The sequence below is a fragment of the Roseospira visakhapatnamensis genome (assembly GCF_014197915.1).
GTDB classification, from domain to species: domain Bacteria; phylum Pseudomonadota; class Alphaproteobacteria; order Rhodospirillales; family Rhodospirillaceae; genus Rhodospira; species Rhodospira visakhapatnamensis.
The window spans coordinates 37,117-59,393 of the sequence record NZ_JACIGK010000006.1 but is presented as its reverse complement, the minus strand read 5'-3'; the positions used below and the strand labels follow the sequence as shown (position 1 = coordinate 59,393).

The window sequence follows — 22,277 nt, the reverse complement described above, 5'->3', positions numbered from 1 at the left end:
TTCTCCGGGGCGCGCCCGCGCCGGCGCCTCAGCCCCCCGTTCGCGCGGGCCATCGCGCGCCCCTTGTCATCGGGATGATCATGAACGCGCTTCACGCCTACCGAGACCAGTGGCTCGGAAACCCGCGCGGCGACATTCTCGCCGGCCTGGTCGTGGCCCTGGCCCTCATTCCCGAGGCCATCGCCTTTTCGATCATCGCCGGGGTCGATCCCAAGGTGGGGCTGTACGCCTCGTTCTCCATCGCGGTCCTGGTCGCCATCACGGGTGGCCGGCCGGGCATGATCTCGGCGGCGACGGCCGCGACGGCGGTGGTCATGGTCACGCTGGTGGAGCAGCACGGGTTGCAATACCTGCTGGCGGCGACCGTTCTGGCGGGACTGCTTCAGATCGGCGCCGGGCTGGCCAAGCTCGGGCGGGTGATGCGTTTCGTCTCGCGCTCCGTCATCACGGGGTTCGTCAACGCGCTGGCCATCCTGATCTTCCTGGCCCAGGTGCCGGAGCTGACCGGTGTAACCTGGATGACCTATGTCATGGTCGCGGCCGGGCTGGCCATCATCTACCTGTTCCCGATGCTCACCACGGCCATCCCCTCGCCTCTGGTGACCATCGTCGTGCTGACGGTGGCGGCGATGGCGCTGGACCTGGACGTCCGCACGGTCTCGGACATGGGCGACCTGCCGGATACGCTGCCGGTGTTCCTGATCCCCGACATTCCGCTGACGCTGGAGACGCTGAAGATCATCCTGCCCTATTCCCTGGCGGTCGCCGCCGTCGGCCTGCTGGAAAGTCTGATGACGCAGACCATCGTCGATGACCTGACCGACACGGCCAGCGACCGCAATCAGGAATGCATCGGCCAGGGCATCGCCAACACCTGCACCGGCTTCATCGGCGGCATGGCGGGCTGCGCGATGATCGGTCAGTCGATCATCAACGTGAAGTCCGGCGGGCGCGGGCGGCTGTCGTCCTTCACCGCCGGCGCGATGCTGCTGTTCCTGATTGTCGTGCTGGGCGATCTGGTGGGCCAGATCCCGATGCCGGCCCTGGTGGCGATCATGATCATGGTCTCGATCGGGACGTTCTCGTGGTCCTCGATCCGCACTCTGCGCGACCACCCTCGGTCGTCGTCGGTGGTGATGCTGGCGACCGTGATCGTCACCGTCTATACCCACAATCTGGCCATTGGGGTGCTGGTGGGCGTGCTGCTGTCGGGCATCTTCTTCGCCGGCAAGATCGCCCAGCTCTTCCGCGTCACCTCCGAGATTTCCGCCGACGGCCGCGAACGGACCTATGTGGTCGAGGGTCAGCTCTTCTTTGCGTCGGCGGAGGACTTCATGGCCGCCTTCGACTTCAGGGAAGCCCTGGAGCACGTCACCCTCGACGTGAGCCGCGCCCACATCTGGGACGTCTCGTCGGTGGCCGCGCTGGACATGGCCGTGCTCAAGTTCCGACGCGAGGGCGCGGCGGTGACCATCGCCGGCATGAACGCGGCCTCCGAGACCATCGTTGACCGCCTGGCCGTGCACGACAAACCCGGCGCGATGGACAAGTTGCTGGAACATTGAGGGGGAGTTGATGTCCACGACACTCATGGCCCTGGTCGATGGGTCGGCCTATTCGGAAAGCGTCTGCCGGCATGCGGCCTGGGTCGCGACACGCACCGGCGCGCGTGTGACGCTGTATCATGTGCTGGACCCGCGCCGCGCGCCCGGCCAGCGGGACCTGTCGGGCTCCATCCGGCTGGGGGCGCGGTCGGCGCTGCTGGAAAAGCTGAGCGCCCTGGACGAGCAGCACGCCAAGCTCGCCCAGGCCCAGGGTCGCGCCATTCTGGAGGACGCCCACGCCCTGATCACCGCCGAGGGCGTGTCCGACGTGGTCACCCGGCTGCGCCATGACGACATCGTGGAGACGGTCACCGCCAAGGAGGGCGCGGCCGATATGATCCTGATCGGCAAGCGGGGCGAGGCGGCCGGACTGGACAAACCGCATCTGGGCAGCAACTTCGAACGGATCGTGCGCGCCAGCCACAAACCGGTGCTCGTCGCCAACCGGGCGTTCCGGCCCATCGGCCGCGTGCTGATCGCTTATGACGGCGGCGTGTCGTCCATGAAGGCGGTGGACTACGTGTCCCGCGATCCGCTGTTCGCCGGGCTTGATGTCGTGGTGGCGACCGTGGGACCGGACACCGAGGACACCCGCCGCGCCCTCGACAACGCCCGCGCGACCCTGACGGCCGGCGGTCACGGCGCCGAGGCGCACATCCTGCGCGGCCAGCCCGGCAAGGCGCTGGGCGAGGTCGTCGAGCGCAAAGGCATCGACCTTCTGGTCATGGGCGCCTACGGCCATTCCCGCCTGCGCACGCTCGTCATCGGATCGACGACGACGGAGATGATCCGCGCCTGCAAGGTCCCGGTGGTGCTGATTCGATAGGGCGCCTTCAGCCCCGAGATCTCCATGGCCGCTATCTCGCATCGCCGGTCGGCTCTACCCCGGCGCCTTCCACCATGAGCGTCGCGGTGCGCTCAGGCGCCCGCGTGCGGTGGACCACCGTCCGGTGGGTCAGGGCACGGTTTTGTGAGACAGGGCGCTGCGCTACCTGATGGTTCCCCAGGAGGTAGAGAGCATGACCGAGGCTGTGTAACCTGAGGTCTGGAAATTTCGTTCGTGGGGGTCGGCGCGGCGCGATAGGCCTTCAGGTCGGCGTAGCCCCACCAGATCAGGGACCGGACCGTTTCCTTGGCCGCGCGGGCGGCCTCGGTGAAGGTGTCGAGCCTGTGAACCAGCCGCTCGGCGTGGACCCATACAAACTGCTGCACAGGGCTTGCCAAGCGCGCGCGGCGCAGGTACAACCGCTTCCCTCGGGTCCTGGAAAAGGGTCCCGGGGGGTTCTAGGCGGGCGCAGCCGGTCGGGAACAAATTGGTACTATGGCATCACACGGGGGCGCGTAGCTCAGCGGGAGAGCACTACGTTGACATCGTAGGGGTCACTGGTTCAATCCCAGTCGCGCCCACCAATGAAATCAAGGGGTTGCGGGTCATTCCGCGGCCCCTTTCTCACATCCATGCCACAGAAGCGGCCGCGCACGCCCTGGCGAACGACTTCTTCACGCTGGCCAGGGACTGCCCGTCCCGGTGTACAACCGGACCCGTCGGCCACCCCCGCCGTTCCGCAAGACGAAGGAATGTCATGAGTCGCCGGGGAATGGGCGTCCGCGCCCTGCCCTTCTTGGTTCGGGCCTTGCCCTCCGGATTCCAGTCGATCCGGCCGCGCTCCAAGTCGACCTGATCCCAATTCAATTCCAGGATCGCGCCTGGCCGGGCGCCACCATAAAGCCCCAACAGGATGAAGAGCGGCAGATGCATGCGGGCCTGCGGTTCCGACCGGGCAGCGCGGAGCAGCCGCGCGGCCTCCGCGCGATCAAGCCATCGCTCCCGCCCCGCCCCCTTCGCCGGCGCCCACATCGGCCGGCGCGCCTCAAGCCGCTCCATCGTGACGGCATGGCCCATGGCGGCCGACAGCACCGACAGCTCCCTTTGGATGGTCCCCGGCGTCCGTTGACGTGCCAAGGCATAGGCTTTGCAGGTCTCCGGGCTGATCTCCTGCACGGTCTTGCCGGACCACCAGTGCCGTAGTGCGGCAATGTTGTAGGAAAGGGTCGCGCGAGCCGCGTCGGACGCCAGTTCCGGCCCGTGCTCCTGGGCGTATATAGGCGCCCCCATGTTCCCCCATGGTCCGTCACCATCCGTACCACGCGCTCGCGCACGTCAGGCGAAGACCTCGTCGAGGTCCCGGTCTTGCTTCTGGCTCCATCCTTTCCAACTTCGGAGCCTCCGCCAAACCCGGGGCGGTTCAACATCTGTGTTCCTCCAAGCCGTTACCCGCAACAGCTTGAATCAGCAGTGACCGGCGCACCACCACTCCTTTTCACCAAACACGGTCAGAACCGAGTCGCCCTGCGACCCACCCCGGCCGGTAGGTCTTACAAGGCGAAATGGGGTATGCTCACGGTCAACCACACCGGCGGCGAAAAAGGGGGCGTGTCGCCGCGGACGGACATCAGCGGCGTCCCGATCATCCACACCGGCCCGCCCGCATGGGGATAGGGGAGCTGAGATGCACGGCCTCGACTTGCCCGACGATCCCCTGGTCCATCTGGACGCCGGACTGGGCGCCGCCCTGTTCGTGCTGGCGTTCCTGTGGGGGACGCGCCTCCACCATGGGCGTCCCCCGGAAGCCCAGGCCGCCCGATGGTGGGCGGCCGCGTTCGCCGTCTCCACGCTGGAACACGGGCTCGCCTGGATCATGGGACCTGGCGAAGGCCCCCTGTTCCTGGGCTTTTCCATGGTGCATACCCTGGAGCCCATCCTGCTGTACGCGGGCTTGAGGGCCGTTCAGGGACACGCCGGGCTCGACGGGCCGATGCTGGCCATGGTGAGCCTCGGCATCGGGTGGGTCGGCGCCGCAATGGTGGCCGGACTTTCGGTTCCTCTCGTCATGGGGCCCGCCCATCTCCTGCGAGGGGCCGTGCTGTTGGCCGTGGCGGCGATGGCATGGCGCCTGACCCTGGGTCCGGACAGGCCGTGGGCCTGGCGACCGGGCTTTCGGATGCTGTCGATCCTGGCGGTGGTGAACGGCGTGCTGGCCCTGGTCGCGGCCGGAGCCCTGTGGAACGGATGGCGCTTTTTCAAGGTCGTGGCGACCGTCGAGCCGGCGCTCTACGGGCTGCTGGGTCTGGTTCTGGTGGTCCTGGTTCTGCGTGGCGCGACCGCGCGGGGTCTCCGGGGGGCGCCCCCCGCCTGGCCAAGGACCGTGTTGACGGCGCTCGACACCGGCGCCCTGGAGGTCGATGCCGGGCGGCGGGTGGTCTGGGCGAACGGAGCGGCCGCCACGCTGTTCGGGGTCCCCGAGCCAGAGCCCCTTGCGGGCACCCCCCTGGCCGCCCTGCTGCCGGGCCTGGACGAGGCCCATAAGGAGGCCCACGGGGAGACCCACGCGGAGGCCCCGCCCGCGCCCGCAACGATCCATGTCGTCGAGGGACGGAACCGGCGCGGCCAGGCCCTGACCCTGACCGTCAGGCGGATTCCGGCCCCGGACCCGGCGGACGCGGATGGGGGCCACGCGCTGCTGCTGGTGCAATGCCCGGAGGCGCTTCCGGAGCACGGCGCCGCCGGCCTGGTGGCGATGGTCCGCCTGTTTCAGGACATGAATCGGTGGGTGCGATCCGGCGAATCCCGGCAGACGATCTGCCGGTCGGCCTGCGTGCTGCTGGCCGACCTGACCGATGCCCCGCTGGTCTGGGTGGCGACGGGCCACGACCGGCAGGGTCTGACCCTGACGGCGACCGCCGGTTCCGACGGTGTCCTTCTGGCGGAGCATCTCGGACGCCCGCTGATGCCCCTGTTGCGACGCCTGGTGGCCCCGGCGCTCGAGGACCGTGACATGCCGCAGGCCGTCGCCCTGGACGCACCGAACCCGGCCACGCTAATCGGGTCCACGGAGACCCGCGCGGGCGCGGCCATGGTCGTGGCCCTGGGGGCAAGGGAGGAGAACGTTCGCGCCGACGACCGTGACGCCGACAGCCGGCTCCAGGGGCCGGCGGTCGTCGTGCCAATGGTCTGCTGCGGACGCGTGGTCGGTGTGCTCGCGGTGCACGGACGGTCCGCGCCGTCGGACCGGCAGGAGCGGCTGCGCGTCGAGGCCGTCGCCCAGCACCTGGGGAACACCATCGACCTGGCGCGGGACACCGCCTTCCTGCGGTTGCAGGCCCATGCGATCACGGTGGCCGCCAACGCCACGCTGATCACCGACCATGCCGGGGTCATCGTCTGGGTGAACGACGCGTTCGTGGCCCTGTCCGGCTTCGCCGGGGCCGACGTGTATGGACGGACGCCCGACATCCTCGTGTCCGGCCAGCAGGATCCGGCGACCCAGGAGGAGATGTGGGCCGCCGTCCGGGCCGGCCGCGCCTGGGACGGCGAAATGGTCGACCGGCGCAAGGACGGAACGCTCTTCACGGTGCGCCAGACCGTCACCCCCCTGCACGCGGAGGACGGCACCATCAGCAACGTCGTCTTCGTGTACGAGGACATCACCGATCACAAGCGGGCGGAGGAGCGCGTGCGCTACCTCTCGAACTACGACACCCTCACGCGCCTGCCCAACCGCACCCTGTTCCGGGATCGCCTGTATCAGGCCGTGCAGCACGCGCGGCGCACCCAGGGCACGGTGGCCGTGCTGTTCGTGGATCTGGCGCAGTTCAGCCGCGTCAACGACACCATGGGCCATGACGTGGGCGACCAGATCCTGATGACCATCGGCTCGCGCCTCAACGCCGCCGTGGCCGAGGAGGTGGACACCGTGGCCCGCATGGGCGGTGACGAGTTCGCCATCATCCAGACCGGGCGCGCCGGGGCCGATCTGGCGGCGGGCCTCGCGCGACGGGTGGCGCGCATCATCGAGACGCCGGTGGAGGTCGGCCAGCAGGCGGTCAGCGTGCGCGCCAACGTGGGCATCGCCATGTATCCGGACGACGGGCCGGACCCGGACAGCCTGATCAAGAACGCGGATCTGGCCATGTATCGGGTGATCCGCTCGGACGGGGAAACCTACCGCTTCTACTCCAACGAGATGAACGACGAGGCTCAGGCGCGGCTGGCCCTGGAGGCAGACCTGCGCCGCGCCCTGGAGCGGCGGGAACTGATCAACCACTACCAGCCGCAATACGACATGACCGGCGCGCTGGTGGGGATGGAGGCCCTGGTGCGCTGGCAGCACCCGGCGCGCGGCCTGATCTCGCCCGGCGCCTTCATCCCCGTCGCCGAGGAATCCGGCCTCATCCTGCCCCTGGGTGATCGGGTGCTGCGTCAGGCCCTGGCCGACCTGAGCGCCTGGCATCAGGCGGGCCTGCCACTCGTTCCGGTCGCCGTGAACATCTCCGCCGCCCAGTTCGCGCAAACCGATTTTGCCGAAAACGTGCGCAGCGCGCTGGAGCAGCACGGCCTGCCGCCGTCGGCGCTTGAACTGGAACTGACGGAAAGCATGCTGATGCGGGAGGGCGAGGAGGCCATCCGCGTCCTGGGCCAGCTTTCGGAGCTTGGGGTGCGCATCACCATCGACGACTTCGGCACCGGTTACTCGTCCCTGGGTTACCTGAAACGGTTCCCGGTTCACACGCTGAAGATCGACCAGTCGTTCGTGCGCCACGTGCACACAGATTCCAACGACACCATCATCGTCCGGGCCATCATCAATCTCGGGCACAGCCTCGGCATGTCGGTGGTCGCCGAGGGGGTCGAGACCGACGAACAATTCACCTATCTGCGCGGCGAGGGCGCCGACGTCGTTCAGGGCTTCCTGTTCTCCCGTCCGCTGCCGCGCGAGGAGATGGAGTGCGCCCTGCGGGCCGCGGTCGACCGGCCCCCGTCCAAGGGCACCATGCCGTGACGGGGACGCCCGCGCGGACGCGTGCTTAGGGCGCGGTCCGGGGATGGTCCGTGGTGGCGTTGCGGGTGGGATAGCCCCGGGCGCGCCACGACGACATGCCGCCGGTCACGACGGCCAGATCCCGGAAGCCGGTCTTGCGCAGCAGGCGGGCGGCATGGGCGGCGCGGCTGGACGTCTGGCAGACGATAAACACCGGGGTGTCCAGGTGGTCCGTCAGGTCCTGTTTCAGGGCCGCGACGCGCGACGGCAGATGGTCCAGGGGCAGGTTGATGGACCCGGGAACGTGGCCCCCCTTGCCGGTGAATTCGCCGCCGCTCCGGACGTCGAGCACCAGAACGTCGTCGCCCTGGTCCAGGCGCGCCTTCAGGGTCTCGACACCGACAAAGGGAACGCCCGCCAGCAGGCGCGGCATCTGGCGGAGGATCACCACGGCACCGACGCCAATGACGATCGGCAGCCAGATGTCGGGAGCGAACACATCGGAGAGCGTCACGGCGAGACTCCGGGGCAGGCGTGCGGCGGCAAGGTCTGGCCGGGGTAGCCAAGGCGCGACGCCCTGTCAACCAGCGGCAGGTCCTTTAGCGGTTTCAGGGCGGCCGTGATCTCGTTGGCGCCCGGCTCCACCCTCAACCGTCCGATGACCCCACCCAGCGCCTCGCTGAACGCCGCCAGCAGATGAATGCCCGACGCCCCAGTGTCGCACTGCCCCGAAGTGTCGCACTGCCCCGAAGCCGTTTGCCGTCGATGGCGATGTGACACGCCGGCCTCTCGCCCTGGACCCAACGGCCCATGGTCATCGTCAGATGCCGTTGGCATCACCTCGGGGCGACGCCGGCCGCCGCCTCCACCATGCTCTCGACGATCTCGGCGGCGGCCACCGGAATGCGACCGTCGGGATCATAGTCGGGGTCATAGGCGGCCAGGGCCCCCGCCCCGATCGGCAGCACCCGGGCCACGGCCGCGACAACCTCCCGCACGTGGGCGGGCATCAGGCCATCGGGCTCGGTAAACCGGTTGGCCGGGGCGACCTGGGCGGGATCGAGAACATCCACGTCCACATGAATGTAGACGGTGCGGACGCCGTCGCGTCGCCAGTCGGCCAGGATCGGCCCGAACGCGGCCTCGGCACCACCCTCCACCAGCGACGCCACCGGCACGTCGCGGATGCCCGTTCGCCGCATCAGGGCCCGTTCTCCCTCGCTGACCTGCCGGGCGGCGACCAGGACCATCCGGGACCCGGCCAGCGGCGAGAACCCGGGCAGTGCCGCCAGCGGCCCGCGCCAGCATTCCCCGGCAAGCATCGCCATCCCCATACCGTCCAGCAGGGCGCTTTCGGTCGTCTCGGGTGTCTCGCAATCGGCATGGGCATCGAACCAGATCACCGCGACGCCGTCCCTCGCCGCCTCCCGCCTCAGGCCCGTCACGGCCCCGACGGCGGCGGGATTGCAGTTGCCGGACACGATGAGCGGAAAGGCGCCCCCGGCGAGGGCCTCCGCCACCGCCGTCGCGGTATCGCGCTGCAACGCAAAGGCGGCGGCGGCCTCGGCCGGCATGGCGGCGTTCACCGACAGACTCCGCCGCCGCACGTCATGGCCCCGAACCTGGACCGTGGGCAGAACCGCCCGCTCCATCAGCGGCGCCACGCCGCGCCCCATGCCCCGATCCCGCGACCCGCTGTCGTAGGGCACCTCGATCACCTGCATCCGCATGGTCCGTCCCTCCCTCCTTCAGCACTCATAGATAAGGAAACCACCCCCCACATGAACCCCCGATCATCCCACCCGGGGATCGCGCCGGGGGGCCGCCCCGCTCAGGAAATGCCCCCGGTCACCATCGGGCCATTGATCACGCCAGATTGACACTGGTATAGTCAATTCAAGCTGACAGAAAGTGGATCGTTTGTGACGGGATCGTTCATGTCGATGATCAAGACCATGCCCACCGCGCCGCGCCGCGCCGACGGACCGGACGGGGGGTCAGGGGGAGGCGGTACCCCGCATGCCGTGGTCATCGGCGCCGGGTTCGGCGGCCTAGCGGCCGCCATCCGGCTGGGTGCGCGCGGCTACCGCGTCACGGTCCTGGACCGCCAGGACGCCGTGGGCGGCCGGGGCGCGCCCTTCACCGTGGATGGATACACTTTCGACGCCGGCCCGACCATCGTAACCGCGCCGTTCATGTTCGAGGATCTGTGGACGCTGTGCGGGCGCAGCATGGCCGAGGATGTCGAACTGCGCGCGCTGGATCCGTTCTACCGGATCCGGTTCCCGGACGGCCACTGGATGACCTGCAACGGCGATCCCGAGGCCATGCGCGCCGAGGTCGCCAAGCTGTCTCCGGGCGACGTGCCCGGCTACGAGAGGTTTCTGAAGGAAAGCCGCCAGATCTTTCACACGGGGTTCGTGAAGCTGGCGGACGTCCCCTTCAACACCTTGTGGGACATGGCGAAGATCCTGCCGAACCTGATCTGGCTGCGGTCCGATCGCTCGGTGCACACCCATGTCTCCAAGCATATCAAGGACGAGCGCCTGCGCATCGGCCTGGGGTTCCATCCGCTGTTCCTGGGCGGCAATCCCTACGAGGCCACCTCGGTCTACAGTCTGGTCGCCTACCTGGAACGCCAGTGGGGCGTTCACTTCGTCATGGGCGGAACCGGCCAGTTGGCCAAGGGCATGGCCAAGCTGATCGAGACCCACCAGGGCAACACCGTCCGCCTGAACAGCGAGGTGGAGCAGATCCTGGTTCAGGACGGCACCGCCAAGGGCGTGCGCCTGACCTCGGGCGAGGTGATGCTCGCCGACATCGTCGTGTCCGACGCCGACTCGGCCTGGACCTACCAGAAGATGATCCCGCCCGAGTTCCGCAAGCGCTGGACAGACCGCAAACTGGATCGCGCCCGCTATTCCATGAGCCTGTTCGTCTGGTACTTCGGCACCAACCGCCGCTACGACGACGTCGGGCACCATTCCATCCTGCTTGGCCCCCGGTACAAGGGCTTGCTGAACGACATCTTCAAGCGCCACACCCTGGCCGAGGACTTCAGCGTCTACCTGTACCGGCCGACGGCGACCGATCCGTCCATGGCGCCCCCCGGCTGCGACTCGTTCTACGTGCTGTCGCCGGTGCCGCATCTCGACAGCGGCGACGACTGGACCCGGATCGCCGAGAGCTACCGGCGCAAGGTTGCCGCCTTCCTGGAAAAAACCATCCTGCCCGACCTGGAGCAATCGGTGGTCTGCTCGCGGATCGCCACGCCGCTGCATTTCCGGGATCGCCTGCTGTCCGTCAAGGGCGCGGCCTTCAGCCTGGAACCGGTCCTGCTCCAGAGTGCGTGGTTCCGTCCGCACAACAAGAGCGAAGACGTCAAGAATCTTTATCTGGTTGGCGCGGGAACCCATCCCGGCGCCGGACTGCCCGGTGTTCTCTCCTCGGCCCGGGTTCTCGACACGGTGGTTCCCGATGCAAAAGCCCTGGTCTGAACGCCCCGACCTCGCCTCGCCCCAGGATCGCACCCAATGCCGGGCGTTGATCAAGACGGGGTCGCGCAGCTTCTTCGCCGCCTCGCTGCTGCTGCCGCCGGCGATGCGCGATCCGGCCTATGCGCTGTACGGGTTCTGCCGCCTGTCCGACGACGCGGTGGACGAGTCCGACGCCTGTCTCCAGGCCGTGTCGCACCTGCGCCACCGGCTGGACCTGATCTACGCCGGGACGCCCATGGACAATCCCGTCGACCGGGCCTTCGCCGATGTCGTGGAGCGCCACGCCCTGCCCCGGACCCTGCCCGACGCCCTGCTGGAAGGCTTCGAATGGGACGCGCGCGGCCGTGACTATGAGACCATCTCCGAGGTGCGCGCCTATGGGGCCCGCGTGGCCTCCACCGTCGGCGCCATGATGAGCGTGCTGATGGGCGCCCGGCAACCACACGTGCTGGCCCGCGCTTGCGACCTGGGCGTCGCCATGCAGTTGACCAACATCGCCCGCGACGTCGGCGAGGACGCCCGCAACGGCCGCCTTTATCTGCCCCGCCAGTGGATGGTCGAGGCCGGCCTGGACCCCGAGGCGTTCCTGGCCCGGCCGCGCTTCACCCCGGCCCTCGGCGTCGTGGTGCGCCGCCTGCTGGCCGAGGCCGATCGCCTGTACGACCGCGCCGCCAGCGGCATCGCCGGGCTGCCGGCCGGCTGCCGGCCGGCGATTCACGCGGCCCGCCTGATCTATGCCGGCATCGGCACCGAAATCGCCCAGGCCGGCTACGACTCGGTGTCGCGGCGCGCCTACGTGCCGGGCCGTCGCAAGCTGGCCCTGGTCGCCAACGCCGTGCGCGACACCGCCGTGTACCGGTCGGTCGCCGCCGACCCGGCCCTTGCGGAAACCCACTTCCTGGTCGATGCCGCGGCCTTCGCGCCGAACATCTGGGTGATGGCCCGGCAGCCCGCCGCCGAGCAGCAGAGCTATGGCGAACGCGTCTTCTGGGCGTTGGAGCTGATGTCTCGCCTGGAGGAACGCCGACGCGCCGCCTGACACACGCGCCGACCGCGAGCGCGGCCTCGCCGCTTCCGGGCCAGCGGCCCGGGGAGCGGTGTTTGCGTGTTCGGGGCACGGCCATCATCGCGGTTTCATAAGGCTCGAGAACAACGCATGGACGACGACATCGGCATCATCCAGTGGTCCCCGGAGCTGAGCGTTAGTTCGCTGACCCTGGACCTGCACCACCAGATCCTGATCGGCTGCCTCAATCGCCTGTACGTCATCGGCGGTTCTTGGAAACAGTGCCTGCCCGCCGTGCGCCGGGAGCTGCAGCACGTTCTGGGCTACTGCCGGATCCACTTCTTCGTCGAGGAACAGGCCATGGAGCGGGCCGGCACGCCGACCGCGACCCTGGACAACCACCGCAAGGTTCACCGCACCATCGTGTCCAAGATGAGCGCGTCGTGGGAAGCCTTCGAACAGTCGCCGGCCCTCTTCCCCTTCGACGACACCCTGCGGTTCCTGCGCCTGTGGCTGCTGAAGCACGTGAAGGACGAGGACCAGGAGTCCTACGCCGCGCTGATGCGCGGCAACCGCCTCGTCGAGGACGACATCCGCCGCATCCGGTACGCCGACGTGGCCAAGAAGCTGAACATGAAGGGCCGCAAGGGCGCGGACACATCCCTCAAGGGCGTGCGGGTGCTGATCGTCGAGGAGGTCATGGACCTGCGCGTGCTGTTCCAGCGCGTGTTGCAGGAGCAGGGCGCCCAGGTCTCCACCGCCAAGTCGGTGCTGGAAGCCAACACCACCGTCACCACCATGCTGCCCGACATGGTGCTGCTGGGCTGGTCCATGGACGGCGCCGGCGTCTTCGCCGAGGACCTGTACCAGCACCAGGGCATCCCGGTGATCGCCGCCACCTTCGGTCCGCTGGAGGCGGTGGTGAATGCCTGCGACCTGGCGGGGGTCGCGCATATCCTGTTGCATCCGGCCAGCGCCATCGACGTGGCCCGCATCGCCCAGGAAACGATGGCCGGGCTGGTGCCCCTGCGGGCGCTGCTGGCCGATCAGCAGGACCCGCGCTACCAGGCGGCCTATGGCTAGTGCACTGATCCAGACAAAAGATGCAGTCCGCATTCTTTTTGTCTGGATCGAAAGTGCACTAGAAACAATGTTTTGTGCAGCGACGTTTGCATTCAAGGGGGAATCCCTTGAATGCGTCGCTGCACTAGGACGGGGACACCGCCAAGCGGTACCCTCCCCCGTCGGTGTCGGTGATCAGCAAGGCGGGCTGGCGCGGATCGGGTTCGATCTTGCGGCGCAGGCGATGGATGTGAGTCTCCAGGGTGTGGGTGTCGATGCTGTCCCCATACCCCCAGACGCGCGCCAGCAGATCGTCGCGGCTCACGGGACCGTCCGCCCCCCACAGACAGGCCAGGATGGCCGCTTCCTTCTCGGTCAACGCCAGCACCGCGCCGGTGTGGCGGTCCGTCAGGGTTCGGGCCCGGGGCGCGCAGGCGTAGGGTCCCAGATCGAAGCCGTCCGCCGGCGCCGCCGTCCCGTCCACCGGCGGGGCCAGGGCCGCGCGCAGCAGCGCCACCAGCGTGGACAGGCGCGCGGGCCGGGCGGTGCGTGTGACGCCGGCCGGCCAGGCCACGGTGTCGGCATCCTCGCCCGGGCCATCGGGCGGGATCATGGCGATCACCGGCGGGTCCAGGCCCGCCACCCGCAACGCCCGGACGGCCCTCCGCGCGGCACCGGCGTTCGGCGCGCCCAGCAGCACCACGTCCCAGCCGTCCCCCGACGGACACCCGGCGAGCGCGGCCAGGGCCTCCGGCACGCTGCCCGACTCGGTGACGACCACCGGAGCGATCGGGGCCGACAGGCCGCCCCCGTCGCCCTCGACAACCGCCGGCACCAGGCGCAGGTGGGAGGCCAGATGTCCGGCCAGGGCATGGCGAGGCGCCTCGTCGGCGTCGATCAACAACAGGCGCGGCCCGGTCTCGGGGGACGCCACCGGAGCGGAAGGCGTGAACGGCTGCGACATGCTCGGCTCTGGCCGACGGGACGGAACAGGCGCTCAGCGTGGCGCGCCTCTTGCGTCCCTGGCGGTCCTTGCTTAGGTACGGGTGCTTTCTTCTTAACCGCTTCCGTCCCGCGCCGCCAGTCGCGGGGTGGCGGCGTCCGAGTTTCCGTTCCGGAGGGCTTCGCCCGTCATGACCCTGGCCCCACTGTCCCAGCCCCGCCCCGACATCTCGTCACCCCCTGCCCTCTCGCCCCTGGACCGCGTCGGGCGCGCGCTGGCCGAGTTGCGCCGGGGCGCGGCGGTGGTGGTCGTCGGCCCCGGCGACGCGGTGCTGGCCGCCACCGCCGAGGGCGCCGACGGGGACCTGCTCGCCAACCTCTCGGCGCTGGGCGAGACCGAGGCGGCGCCCGACCTGCTGATGACCACCCGGCGCGCCGCGGTGTTGAACCTGGGCGCGCCCGGGCCGGGGGCGGTGCGCCTCGGTCTCCCCGGGGGCCTGACCGAGGACCGCTTGCGGCGCCTGGCCGATCCCACCGAGGCCGACCCGGTGCCCGTCCCCGCGGGCTCCACGGTCGAGCCCGTGGCCGCCGACAGCGGCGCCGGGGCGGCGGTGGTGCTGGCCAAGCTGGCCCGCCTGCTGCCGGCGGTGGTGGCCGTGCCGTGTCCCGTCTCGGCGCTGGAGGCGCTGGCCTGGGCGCGCGCGCGCGACATCGTCGCCGTGGCCGCCGAGGACGTGGTGGCCCATCACGAGACCGCCGCGCGCGCCCTGCGGCCGGTCAGCGAGGCCCGGGTGCCGCTGATGGGAGCCGAGGAGACCCGCGTCATCGCCTTCCGTCCCGACGACGGCGGCATCGAACACCTGGCGATCGTCATCGGCCGCCCCGACCCGGAGAGCGCGGTGCTCACCCGGCTGCATTCCGAGTGCTTCACGGGGGACATCCTGGGCTCGCTCCGCTGCGACTGCGGCGAGCAGTTACGCGGCGCCATCGACGTGATCAGCCGCGCGGGCGCGGGCGTGCTGCTTTACCTGGCGCAGGAGGGACGGGGCATCGGCCTCGTCAACAAGCTGCGCGCCTACACCCTCCAGGACGGCGGCCTGGACACCGTGGACGCCAACGAGCAACTGGGCTTCGACGACGACGAGCGCCTGTATTCCCCGGCGGCCGAGATGTTGCGTCACCTGGGCTTCACGCGCGTGCGGCTGCTGACCAACAACCCCCGCAAGGTCTCGGCGCTGGCCCGCCATCGTATCCAGGTGGTCGAGCGGGTGCCCCACGCCTTCCCCGCCAACGCGCACAACGTGGGCTACCTGCGGGCCAAGGCGCGGCGCAGCGGGCACCTGTTCTGAGGGGCGGGCCTGAGACCGAGCCGCGCGACCGGGCCTCCATCACGCGACGGCGGCGTCGGCGGCCTCGGCCTTGATGCGCTGAATCATGGCGGTCACGCCGCTGCGCCGATTGGGGCTGATGTGCTGGTCCAGGCCGAGTTCGGCCATGACAGCCTCGGCGTCCAGGGCCAGGACCTCCTGGGCCGGGCGATCGTTGACCATCACCAGCAGGATGGCGATCAGGCCCTTGACGATATGGGCATCGGAGTCCGCGCGGAAGTGCATCCGGGGCGGCGCGCCGGGCCGGGTCTCGGCGGTCAGCCACACCTGGCTCATGCAGCCCCGCACCCGGTTGGCCTCGGTCATGTCGGCGTCGGGCATGGGCTCCAGCGTGCGGCCCAGATCGATGATGAAGCGATAGCGCTCCTCCCAATCATCCAGAAGCGTGAACGTCTCACGAAGGTCGTCAAGGGTCATGGCAACCATGGGCAGGGGTCCCGGCTGGCGGTCGAGGCGCGCGCGGCGCGCCGGTCGGGTACGGATCTAGAGTGAATCGGCCGGCGCGGAAACCCCCCGGACGGACTCCACCGCCTCGGCGTCACGGGGACCCGCCGCCGGCCTCGGCGGCCGATCCGGACATCGCCTTGTAGATGCTGGTCTCGAAGGCATAGAAGGCGCTCAGGGCCGCCGGGTCGGCGAACGGCAGCAGTTGCGACGCCCACACACCGCCCACGCCCGTCCGGCGATCGATCCAGTAGTACAGGTTGGCCAGCCCGGCCCAGCCCAGGGCACCGGCGGGGCGCCCGGTGGGGGCGTCCTCCTCGTTGACCATGAACGACAGGGACCAGGACTTGGGCAGGCCCGGAAACAGCTCCGCGTCGTTGGACAGCATGGGCATGACGCCGGGCAGCATCCGGATGCGCCGGTCGCCCAGGCCATTGCGTTCCGCCATCCGGATGGTGTCGGCGCGCAGCACGCGGCCCGCCTGCCCCATGCCGTCGTTCAGCCACATGCGGATGAACCGGACGTAGTCGCCAACGGTGCCGTACAGGCCATGACCGCCCATGTGCACCTCGGGCTCGGGCGGCAACGCGAAGTCCGGCATCGGCTGGAGGGTCCCGTCGCCGTCGCGCCGGTGCATGCCGGCCAGACGGGCGCGCATCGAGGGCGTCAGGGTGAAGGCCGTGTCGGTCATGCCCAGCGGCTCGAAAATGCGTGCCCGCATGACCTCGCCGAGGCGCGCGCCGGTGACGCCCTCCACCACCTGGCCGACCCAGTCGAGGCCGCTGCCGTACTCCCAGGCGTCACCGGGATCGAACAGCAGGGGGGTGTTCAGGCCCGCCCGGGTGGCGCCGAGGGTGTCCACGCAGTGCCCCTCGGCGACCAGCCGCCGGTAGCTCTCGTTGAAGAACGGATAGGCCAGGCCCGCCGTGTGCAGCAGCAGCATGCGCGGGGTGATATCCCGCTTCGGCGGCCGCATCTGGGGCCGGCCCTCGGCATCGAAGCCGGTCAGCACCTGAAGCGCGCCGATCGCCGGCGCATGGAGTCGGGCGGGCGCGTCCAGGTCCAGGCGGCCTTCCTCGACCAGTTGAAGCGCCGCCGTGGCGGTGACGGCCTTGGTCATGGACAGAAGCACGAACACCGTGTCCATGGTCATGGGCTCCCCGGGCGCGCCCGCCGGGTCCAGGACACGCCAGCCGGTCGCGCGTTCGTGGATGGTGCCGGTGCGATTGGTGGCCATGGCGACGACGCCGGGCAGGGCCATGTCCGCCGCCGCCGCACCGGTCCGGGGTTCCGCGTCCGCTGCTGTGGTCATGGGCCGCTGCTCTCCGCTGGGGTGGATCGTGGACGGCGGCGGTGTGCGCGAGACCCGCCGGATCCAAGAGTACGGGCAGCCGGCCGGTGACCGCAATACGCGATGATGGGCGGGGAAACCCACGTCATCGGACATCGCTCCGGCGGTGGATCCGCGCGCGTCGCCCCGGCAAGCCACCGGGCCGATGGCCGCCTTGACAAAGCGGCCCGTTCAGTGTGGGTTCCGTCCCACCGTCTGTCGGCGCCGTCCTCCGGGGATCGCGCCGTCTTCCGATTGCCAAGGGATTCCCGCCGTCATGCACGCCTTCCGCACGCACACCTGCGGCCAGCTTCGTCGCTCGGACGTGGGCCAGACCGTTCGCCTGTCCGGCTGGATCCACCGCAAGCGCGACCACGGAAACCTGCTGTTCGTGGACTTGCGGGACCATTACGGCCTGACCCAGTGCGTGGCCGACGTGTCGTCGGACATCTTCCCCGTCCTGGAAGGCGCGCGGGTGGAAAGCGTGATCACCGTGACCGGCCGGGTCATCGCCCGAAGCGAGGAAACGATCAATCCGCGCCTGCCCACCGGCGACGTCGAGATCGGCGTGGACGCGGTCACGGTGCAGTCCACCGCCGACGTGCTGCCCCTGCAGGTGGCCGGCGACCAGGAGTACCCCGAGGATCTGCGCCTGACCTACCGCTTCCTCGACCTGCGCCGCGAGCAGGTGCACCGCAACATCGTGCTGCGGTCCCGGGTGATCACCGCGATCCGCCAGCGCATGGTCGAGCAGGGATTCCTGGAGTACCAGACCCCCATCCTGACCGCCTCCAGCCCGGAGGGCGCGCGCGACTTCCTGGTGCCCTCGCGGCTGCATCCGGGCCGGTTCTACGCCCTGCCGCAGGCCCCGCAGCAGTTCAAGCAGCTGCTGATGGTCTCGGGCTTCGACCGTTACTTCCAGATCGCGCCCTGCTTCCGCGACGAGGACAGCCGCGCCGACCGCTCGCCAGGCGAGTTCTACCAGCTTGATTTCGAGATGAGCTTCGTCACCCAGGACGACGTGTTCAACGCCATCGAACCGGTGCTGGCCGGGGTGTTCGAGGAGTTCGCCGAGGGCCGCGCCGTGACCCCGGCGCCGTTCCCGCGCATCCCCTTCGACGAGGCCATGCTCAAATATGGCTCGGACAAGCCGGATTTGCGCAACCCGCTGATCATCCAGGACGTGACTCCGCACTTCCAGGGCGGCGGCTTCGGGCTGTTCGCCAAGCTGATCGACGGCAAGGGCGCGGTGGTGCGCGCCATCCCGGCGCCGGGCGCGGCGGACCGTCCGCGCGGCTGGTACGACAAGCTGAACGCCTGGGCGCGCGAGAACGGCGCCGGGGGGCTGGGCTACATCATCTTCGGCGAGGACGGTCCGAAGGGTCCGATCGCCAAGAACCTCGAAGCCGACCGGGTCGAGGCGCTGCGCGGCCAGATGGACCTGAAGGCCGGGGACGCGGTGTTCTTCGCCTGCGACAAGCCCCTGGCCGCCGCCAAGTTCGCGGGCCTGGTGCGCACCAAGGTCTGCATCGAACTGGAGATGCTGGAAACCGGCGTGTTCAAGTTCTGCTGGACCGTGGACTTCCCCATGTTCGAGCGGAACGAGGACACCGGCCAGATCGAGTTCAGCCACAACCCCTTCTCCATGCCCCAGGGCGGGCTGGAGGCGCTGGAGACCATGGACCCGCTGGACATCAAGGCGTTCCAGTACGATATCGTCTGCAACGGCGTGGAGCTGTCCTCCGGCGCCATCCGGAACCATCGCCCGGACATCATGTTCAAGGCGTTCGGCATCGCCGGGTATTCGCCCGAGCATGTGGAAGAGCATTTCGGCGGCATGCTGAACGCCTTCCGCTATGGCGCGCCGCCCCATGGCGGCGCCGCCCCGGGCATCGACCGCATCGTCATGCTGCTGGCCGACGAGCCCAACATCCGCGAGGTCATCGCCTTCCCCATGAACGGGCAGGCCCAGGACCTGATGATGCAGGCCCCCGGCGGCGTGAGCGCGGCTCAGCTCAAGGAGTTGCACATCGCGCTGGATCTGCCCAAGCCGAAGCCCAAGGCCCAAGGCGCGGGGACGGTGACGGCGGGTGGCGACGCGGGCTGATCTGGTCCGGGGCCGGCCCCGGCGGCTGGCCGATCTGGCCGGCCGGGTCGCCGGCCGCCGGGCCTTCATCGTCGGCAACGGCCCGTCGCTGGCGGCGATGGATCTGGCGCCCCTGGCCGGCGAGATCACCTTTGCCTTCAACGGCGCCTGGCGGCTGCGGGAAAGCCTGGTGCCGACGATCCACATGGTCGAGGACCGGCTGGTGGCCGAGGAGGAGGCCGCGCACCTGGCCGCGCTGGATCCGGCGACGCTGCTGGTGCTGCCCACCGATCACGCCGATGTGAGTCCGCCGGCACCCGGGCGTCTGCATGTGCCGGTGGACTGGTCCTATTACGATCCCCTGCGGCCGCCGCGCGAACCCGGCTTCACCACCAACGCCGCCGCCGGCCGCCTGCACGCGGGGCAAAGCGTCGCCTACCTGGCCCTGCAAGTGGCCTTCGTGATGGGCTGCGACCCGGTCGTGCTGCTGGGCATCGACCTCGACTACCGGCTGCCGGCGTCGGCGCGGGTGGCCGGTCCCGTGGTCACCTCCACCGCCGCCGATCCCAACCACTTCGATCCGGCCTACTTCGGCCCGGGGCGGCGCTGGCACCTGCCCAAGACCGACCGCATGCTGGTGGCCTTCCGGCGCGCGGCGCGGGTGTACGCCGAGCATGGGCGGCGCCTGGTGAACGCCACCCCGGGCGGACGCCTGACCGGTGTCCCGCGCCTCGCCTACACCGCCGCGACAGCCGACAGGCCCCGGCCGGCCCGGCGCCAGCGCCAGGCCACCAGCGCCCAGGCCCCGACCGCCTGAAGCGCCGCCGGAACCAGGGACCCGGCGATGGTCGCGCCTTCGGTGGGACGCAGGGCCATGGCGACATTGGGAATCAGGTCCTGCAGCACCACGGGGAGAAGGGCGTAGAGGACGGCGAGGTAGACGATCGCCCCCAGGGCACCGCGCCGCCGGTCGCCGTCCAGGGTCACGGCCAGCACCACCCCCAGGTCCCGGACCAGGAACAGAAGCGTGCTCCACACCAGCACGGGCAACCACGCGGGCGTCGGCACGGCCGACCAGGCCGCCGTCAGCGCCATGGCCAGCAGCACGCCGACCGCCAGGCCCAGCACCCAGGCCGGGGCCTCCAGGAACAGAGCGCTCGGCCTGTCGCGAGCCGGCGTGGGCGCCGCCAGCCAGCGGCGCAAGCCGACGCTGGTGTTCGACGACACCACCGCCGACCACAGAGTCAACGCCGTGACCACGCCGTAGGCAACGGTCAACGGCACCACGTCCACCGCGATCATGGTGCCGTACAGGCTCGACAACCGCCCCGGATCGGCCAGCCCGGCCGCGTAGAGGGCGGCGAACAGCAGAAAGGCGAGCCACGTCCAGGGCTGCGGACGGTAGCGCAACTCCTCGCGCATGAGCGCGTGCACGCCGGCCAGCACCCAGACGAGCGCCGCCACGGTGGAGGCGAACAGGAAGGTCTCGCCCGACACACGCCAGGACCACCAGGTCACGCTGTCGTCCATCGACCACGTGTATCCCTGTGCCGCCAGCACCACGGCCACGCCGATGCCGCACACCTGGGCAAGGGTCACGTAGCCCAGCAGCGCCGCCGGGCGTTGCCCTCGCTGCAACAGCATGCCCACGAACAGCGCGCTCCCTTGGGCGGCCAACGCCGTCAGCACCATGGTGAGGAGATCGCGGGAACTCGTGGCGCCGGCCCCCAGCATCACCAGCACGCACAGAAGGCCGCCGTACCAGGTGTAGGCGGTGGCGCCGAGCAGCTTGCCCCAGGTGAGGCTCCAGGGGCCGATCGCGCTCATGCGCTGGGCGTCCCAGGTGCCACCCACGATCTCGTCGCTCACCGCGCCGGCCGCCTGGCGCCCGCCCCAGACGACCAGGAGGGCGAGCAGCGCGCCTTGCGCGGCCTGATCCACACCGGCCGTCCCGAAGCCGCTATGCGCCCCAAGAAACACCAGGCCCAGCAAGAGGGGCATGGCGATCAGCCGATGCGTCGAGAACTCCGACCAGAGATTGCGTCGAAACTCCGGATTGGCCAGAGGGTTGAGTCGATCAAGCAGGGTCATGGATGGCCCTTTCCGGGGGTGGGGCGCGCGGTCGCGGCGGGGCGCACGTGGTCCAGGTAGACGTCTTGCAGATTGCGACGGTCGAGGTCGAAGCCGCAAACCGCCACGTCGCGCGCGACCAGCGCGCGCAGCAGGGCCGCCCGACGCGCCGGATCGTGACCGTCCTCCAGGCTCAGGCGCACCGTCTCGCCGTCGGCCCAAACATCGACGTCCCGGACCTCGGACATCCCTTCCAGCATGGTCGCCAGATCCGGGCACGGCGCGGCCAGGCGCAGGACCAGGCGGACCGCCGCGGTCCGCGACGGCGTCCCGGTCGAGGCATCCAGGGCCGCGTGGCGAACCACCCGACCCTCGCGCAAGATCAACATGTGGGTGGAGTAGTCCTCCAGTTCCGCCAGGATATGGGACGATACCACCAGCGTGGTTCCCAGGTCCCGGCTCAGCCGCCGGAACAGCGCGGCGAGATCCGCGCGGCTCTCGGGGTCGAGACCAGAGGCCGGTTCGTCCAGCAACAGGACGCGGGGCCGGTGCACCATGGTCTGGGCGATGGCCAGGCGCTGGCGCAGGCCGCGCGACAGGCTGCCCGCCTTCTGCTTGAAGCGATCGGCCAGGCCCACGGCGTCGGCCGCCCAGGCGATGCGTTCGGGAATGTCCCGGGTCGGGACCGCGCGGGCGGCGGCGGCATGCCACAGGCCCTGCTCCACCGTCAGGCCGTCGTACAGGCCGAAGATGTCCTGGAGAAAGCCGGTGACGCGATGCACGGCACGGGGCGCCTCCGACACCTCCAGGCCGGCGACACGGACGCGTCCGGCGAAGGGCGGGTCCAGGGCCGCCAGGCAGCGCATCAACGTGGTCTTACCCGCGCCGTTGGGGCCGACCAGGGCGGTGATGGAGCCGGCGGGCACGGCGAACCCGACCCCGTCCAGGGCACGGTGGCCGGGGTAGTCCTGTGTCAGCCCATCCACCTGGATGAGCGCGGCGTGCGGAGGAACATCCAGGGGCACAGTA

Annotated in this window: 17 protein-coding genes, 1 tRNA gene and 1 pseudogene; 10 read left to right on the top strand and 9 right to left on the bottom strand. The window is 69.9% G+C overall.

Features of this window, described 5'->3' with window-relative positions; genetic code table 11:
* The first annotated feature begins 80 nt into the window (after positions 1 to 80).
* The 3 genes from GGD89_RS05300 to GGD89_RS05290 all read left to right on the top strand — a co-directional run bounded on the left by GGD89_RS05300 (position 81) and on the right by GGD89_RS05290 (position 3,014).
* Entirely contained in the window at positions 81 to 1,565 is a 1,485-nt protein-coding gene (locus GGD89_RS05300; RefSeq protein WP_184043075.1) for a SulP family inorganic anion transporter, read from the top strand.
* Between the two features lie 10 nt (positions 1,566 to 1,575).
* A complete protein-coding gene (locus GGD89_RS05295; protein ID WP_184043074.1) occupies positions 1,576 to 2,430 on the top strand; it encodes a universal stress protein in 855 nt (284 codons plus the stop codon).
* 509 nt (positions 2,431 to 2,939) lie between these two features.
* Positions 2,940 to 3,014 (top strand) — tRNA-Val (locus GGD89_RS05290).
* 40 nt (positions 3,015 to 3,054) lie between these two features.
* Here GGD89_RS05290 and GGD89_RS05285 read toward each other — a convergent pair.
* The gene (locus GGD89_RS05285; RefSeq protein ID WP_184043073.1) at positions 3,055 to 3,720 is read right to left on the bottom strand and encodes a site-specific integrase; all 666 of its coding nucleotides are present in this window, start codon (positions 3,718 to 3,720) and stop codon (positions 3,055 to 3,057) included.
* A 394-nt stretch (positions 3,721 to 4,114) separates the two neighbouring features.
* Between GGD89_RS05285 and GGD89_RS05280 the strand changes: the two genes are divergently transcribed.
* A complete protein-coding gene (locus GGD89_RS05280) occupies positions 4,115 to 7,444 on the top strand; it encodes a sensor domain-containing protein (protein WP_184043072.1) in 3,330 nt (1,109 codons plus the stop codon).
* Positions 7,445 to 7,469: 25 nt separating this feature from the next.
* Here GGD89_RS05280 and GGD89_RS05275 read toward each other — a convergent pair whose 3' ends face one another.
* The 3 genes and pseudogenes from GGD89_RS05275 to GGD89_RS05265 form a co-directional block, all read right to left on the bottom strand.
* The gene (locus GGD89_RS05275; protein ID WP_184043071.1) at positions 7,470 to 7,937 is read right to left on the bottom strand and encodes a rhodanese-like domain-containing protein; all 468 of its coding nucleotides are present in this window, start codon (positions 7,935 to 7,937) and stop codon (positions 7,470 to 7,472) included.
* 71 nt (positions 7,938 to 8,008) lie between these two features.
* A pseudogene (locus tag GGD89_RS05270) lies at positions 8,009 to 8,235 on the bottom strand (ISAs1-like element ISAzs22 family transposase); the annotation flags it as partial.
* A 24-nt stretch (positions 8,236 to 8,259) separates the two neighbouring features.
* The gene (locus tag GGD89_RS05265; protein ID WP_184043069.1) at positions 8,260 to 9,153 is read right to left on the bottom strand and encodes an arginase family protein; all 894 of its coding nucleotides are present in this window, start codon (positions 9,151 to 9,153) and stop codon (positions 8,260 to 8,262) included.
* Between the two features lie 207 nt (positions 9,154 to 9,360).
* Here GGD89_RS05265 and crtI point away from each other — a divergent pair, with 207 nt between their 5' ends.
* The 3 genes from crtI (at position 9,361) to GGD89_RS05250 (ending at position 13,009) form a co-directional block, all read left to right on the top strand.
* Complete coding sequence (gene crtI, locus GGD89_RS05260; RefSeq protein WP_184043068.1) at positions 9,361 to 10,920, top strand: phytoene desaturase family protein; 1,560 nt, start codon at positions 9,361 to 9,363, stop codon at positions 10,918 to 10,920.
* The gene (locus tag GGD89_RS05255) at positions 10,901 to 11,959 is read left to right on the top strand and encodes a phytoene/squalene synthase family protein (RefSeq protein ID WP_184043067.1); all 1,059 of its coding nucleotides are present in this window, start codon (positions 10,901 to 10,903) and stop codon (positions 11,957 to 11,959) included. The genes crtI and GGD89_RS05255 overlap by 20 nt, the downstream gene beginning before the upstream one ends.
* Before the next feature lie 117 nt (positions 11,960 to 12,076).
* On the top strand, positions 12,077 to 13,009 hold the full coding sequence (locus tag GGD89_RS05250) for a hemerythrin domain-containing protein (RefSeq protein WP_184043066.1): 933 nt from the start codon (positions 12,077 to 12,079) through the stop codon (positions 13,007 to 13,009).
* Between the two features lie 124 nt (positions 13,010 to 13,133).
* Here GGD89_RS05250 and GGD89_RS05245 read toward each other — a convergent pair whose 3' ends face one another.
* A complete protein-coding gene (locus GGD89_RS05245) occupies positions 13,134 to 13,952 on the bottom strand; it encodes a winged helix-turn-helix domain-containing protein (protein WP_184043065.1) in 819 nt (272 codons plus the stop codon).
* 169 nt (positions 13,953 to 14,121) lie between these two features.
* Between GGD89_RS05245 and ribA the strand changes: the two genes are divergently transcribed.
* On the top strand, positions 14,122 to 15,279 hold the full coding sequence (ribA, locus tag GGD89_RS05240) for a GTP cyclohydrolase II (protein ID WP_184043064.1): 1,158 nt from the start codon (positions 14,122 to 14,124) through the stop codon (positions 15,277 to 15,279).
* Between the two features lie 39 nt (positions 15,280 to 15,318).
* Here the strand turns inward: ribA and GGD89_RS05235 are convergent, their stop codons facing one another.
* Together GGD89_RS05235 and acmB are read right to left on the bottom strand one after the other, a co-directional pair.
* Positions 15,319 to 15,744 (bottom strand): SufE family protein, encoded by a 426-nt coding sequence (locus tag GGD89_RS05235; protein ID WP_221238335.1) that lies wholly within the window; start codon positions 15,742 to 15,744, stop codon positions 15,319 to 15,321.
* A 112-nt stretch (positions 15,745 to 15,856) separates the two neighbouring features.
* Positions 15,857 to 17,074 (bottom strand): methyl acetate hydrolase AcmB, encoded by a 1,218-nt coding sequence (gene acmB, locus GGD89_RS05230; RefSeq protein ID WP_184043063.1) that lies wholly within the window; start codon positions 17,072 to 17,074, stop codon positions 15,857 to 15,859.
* A 295-nt stretch (positions 17,075 to 17,369) separates the two neighbouring features.
* Here acmB and aspS point away from each other — a divergent pair, with 295 nt between their 5' ends.
* Together aspS and GGD89_RS05220 are read left to right on the top strand one after the other, a co-directional pair.
* Positions 17,370 to 19,199 (top strand): aspartate--tRNA ligase, encoded by a 1,830-nt coding sequence (gene aspS / locus GGD89_RS05225; protein WP_184043062.1) that lies wholly within the window; start codon positions 17,370 to 17,372, stop codon positions 19,197 to 19,199.
* Positions 19,183 to 19,995 (top strand): 6-hydroxymethylpterin diphosphokinase MptE-like protein, encoded by an 813-nt coding sequence (locus GGD89_RS05220; protein WP_184043061.1) that lies wholly within the window; start codon positions 19,183 to 19,185, stop codon positions 19,993 to 19,995. Before aspS ends, GGD89_RS05220 begins: the two co-directional genes overlap by 17 nt.
* On the opposite strand, the gene GGD89_RS05215 is transcribed toward GGD89_RS05220, so the two are convergent.
* Complete coding sequence (locus GGD89_RS05215; protein WP_184043060.1) at positions 19,914 to 21,269, bottom strand: hypothetical protein; 1,356 nt, start codon at positions 21,267 to 21,269, stop codon at positions 19,914 to 19,916. The genes GGD89_RS05220 and GGD89_RS05215 overlap by 82 nt on opposite strands.
* Positions 21,266 to 22,273 (bottom strand): ATP-binding cassette domain-containing protein, encoded by a 1,008-nt coding sequence (locus tag GGD89_RS05210; protein ID WP_221238334.1) that lies wholly within the window; start codon positions 22,271 to 22,273, stop codon positions 21,266 to 21,268. The genes GGD89_RS05215 and GGD89_RS05210 overlap by 4 nt, the downstream gene beginning before the upstream one ends.
* Positions 22,274 to 22,277 lie beyond the last annotated feature (4 nt).

What these genes read in the sequence shown, in the direction of transcription:
- GGD89_RS05295 (WP_184043074.1), top strand. Translation starts at nt 1,576, where the DNA reads ATGTCCACGACACTCATGGCCCTGGTCGATGGGTCGGCCTATTCGGAA.
- GGD89_RS05255 (WP_184043067.1), top strand. Translation starts at nt 10,901, where the DNA reads ATGCAAAAGCCCTGGTCTGAACGCCCCGACCTCGCCTCGCCCCAGGAT.
- GGD89_RS05280 (WP_184043072.1), top strand. Translation starts at nt 4,115, where the DNA reads ATGCACGGCCTCGACTTGCCCGACGATCCCCTGGTCCATCTGGACGCC.
- crtI (WP_184043068.1), top strand. Translation starts at nt 9,361, where the DNA reads ATGTCGATGATCAAGACCATGCCCACCGCGCCGCGCCGCGCCGACGGA.
- GGD89_RS05265 (WP_184043069.1), bottom strand. Translation starts at nt 9,153, where the DNA reads ATGCGGATGCAGGTGATCGAGGTGCCCTACGACAGCGGGTCGCGGGAT.
- GGD89_RS05245 (WP_184043065.1), bottom strand. Translation starts at nt 13,952, where the DNA reads ATGTCGCAGCCGTTCACGCCTTCCGCTCCGGTGGCGTCCCCCGAGACC.
- ribA (WP_184043064.1), top strand. Translation starts at nt 14,122, where the DNA reads ATGACCCTGGCCCCACTGTCCCAGCCCCGCCCCGACATCTCGTCACCC.
- aspS (WP_184043062.1), top strand. Translation starts at nt 17,370, where the DNA reads ATGCACGCCTTCCGCACGCACACCTGCGGCCAGCTTCGTCGCTCGGAC.
- acmB (WP_184043063.1), bottom strand. Translation starts at nt 17,074, where the DNA reads ATGACCACAGCAGCGGACGCGGAACCCCGGACCGGTGCGGCGGCGGCG.
- GGD89_RS05300 (WP_184043075.1), top strand. Translation starts at nt 81, where the DNA reads ATGAACGCGCTTCACGCCTACCGAGACCAGTGGCTCGGAAACCCGCGC.
- GGD89_RS05215 (WP_184043060.1), bottom strand. Translation starts at nt 21,269, where the DNA reads ATGACCCTGCTTGATCGACTCAACCCTCTGGCCAATCCGGAGTTTCGA.
- GGD89_RS05285 (WP_184043073.1), bottom strand. Translation starts at nt 3,720, where the DNA reads ATGGGGGCGCCTATATACGCCCAGGAGCACGGGCCGGAACTGGCGTCC.
- GGD89_RS05250 (WP_184043066.1), top strand. Translation starts at nt 12,077, where the DNA reads ATGGACGACGACATCGGCATCATCCAGTGGTCCCCGGAGCTGAGCGTT.
- GGD89_RS05235 (WP_221238335.1), bottom strand. Translation starts at nt 15,744, where the DNA reads ATGGTTGCCATGACCCTTGACGACCTTCGTGAGACGTTCACGCTTCTG.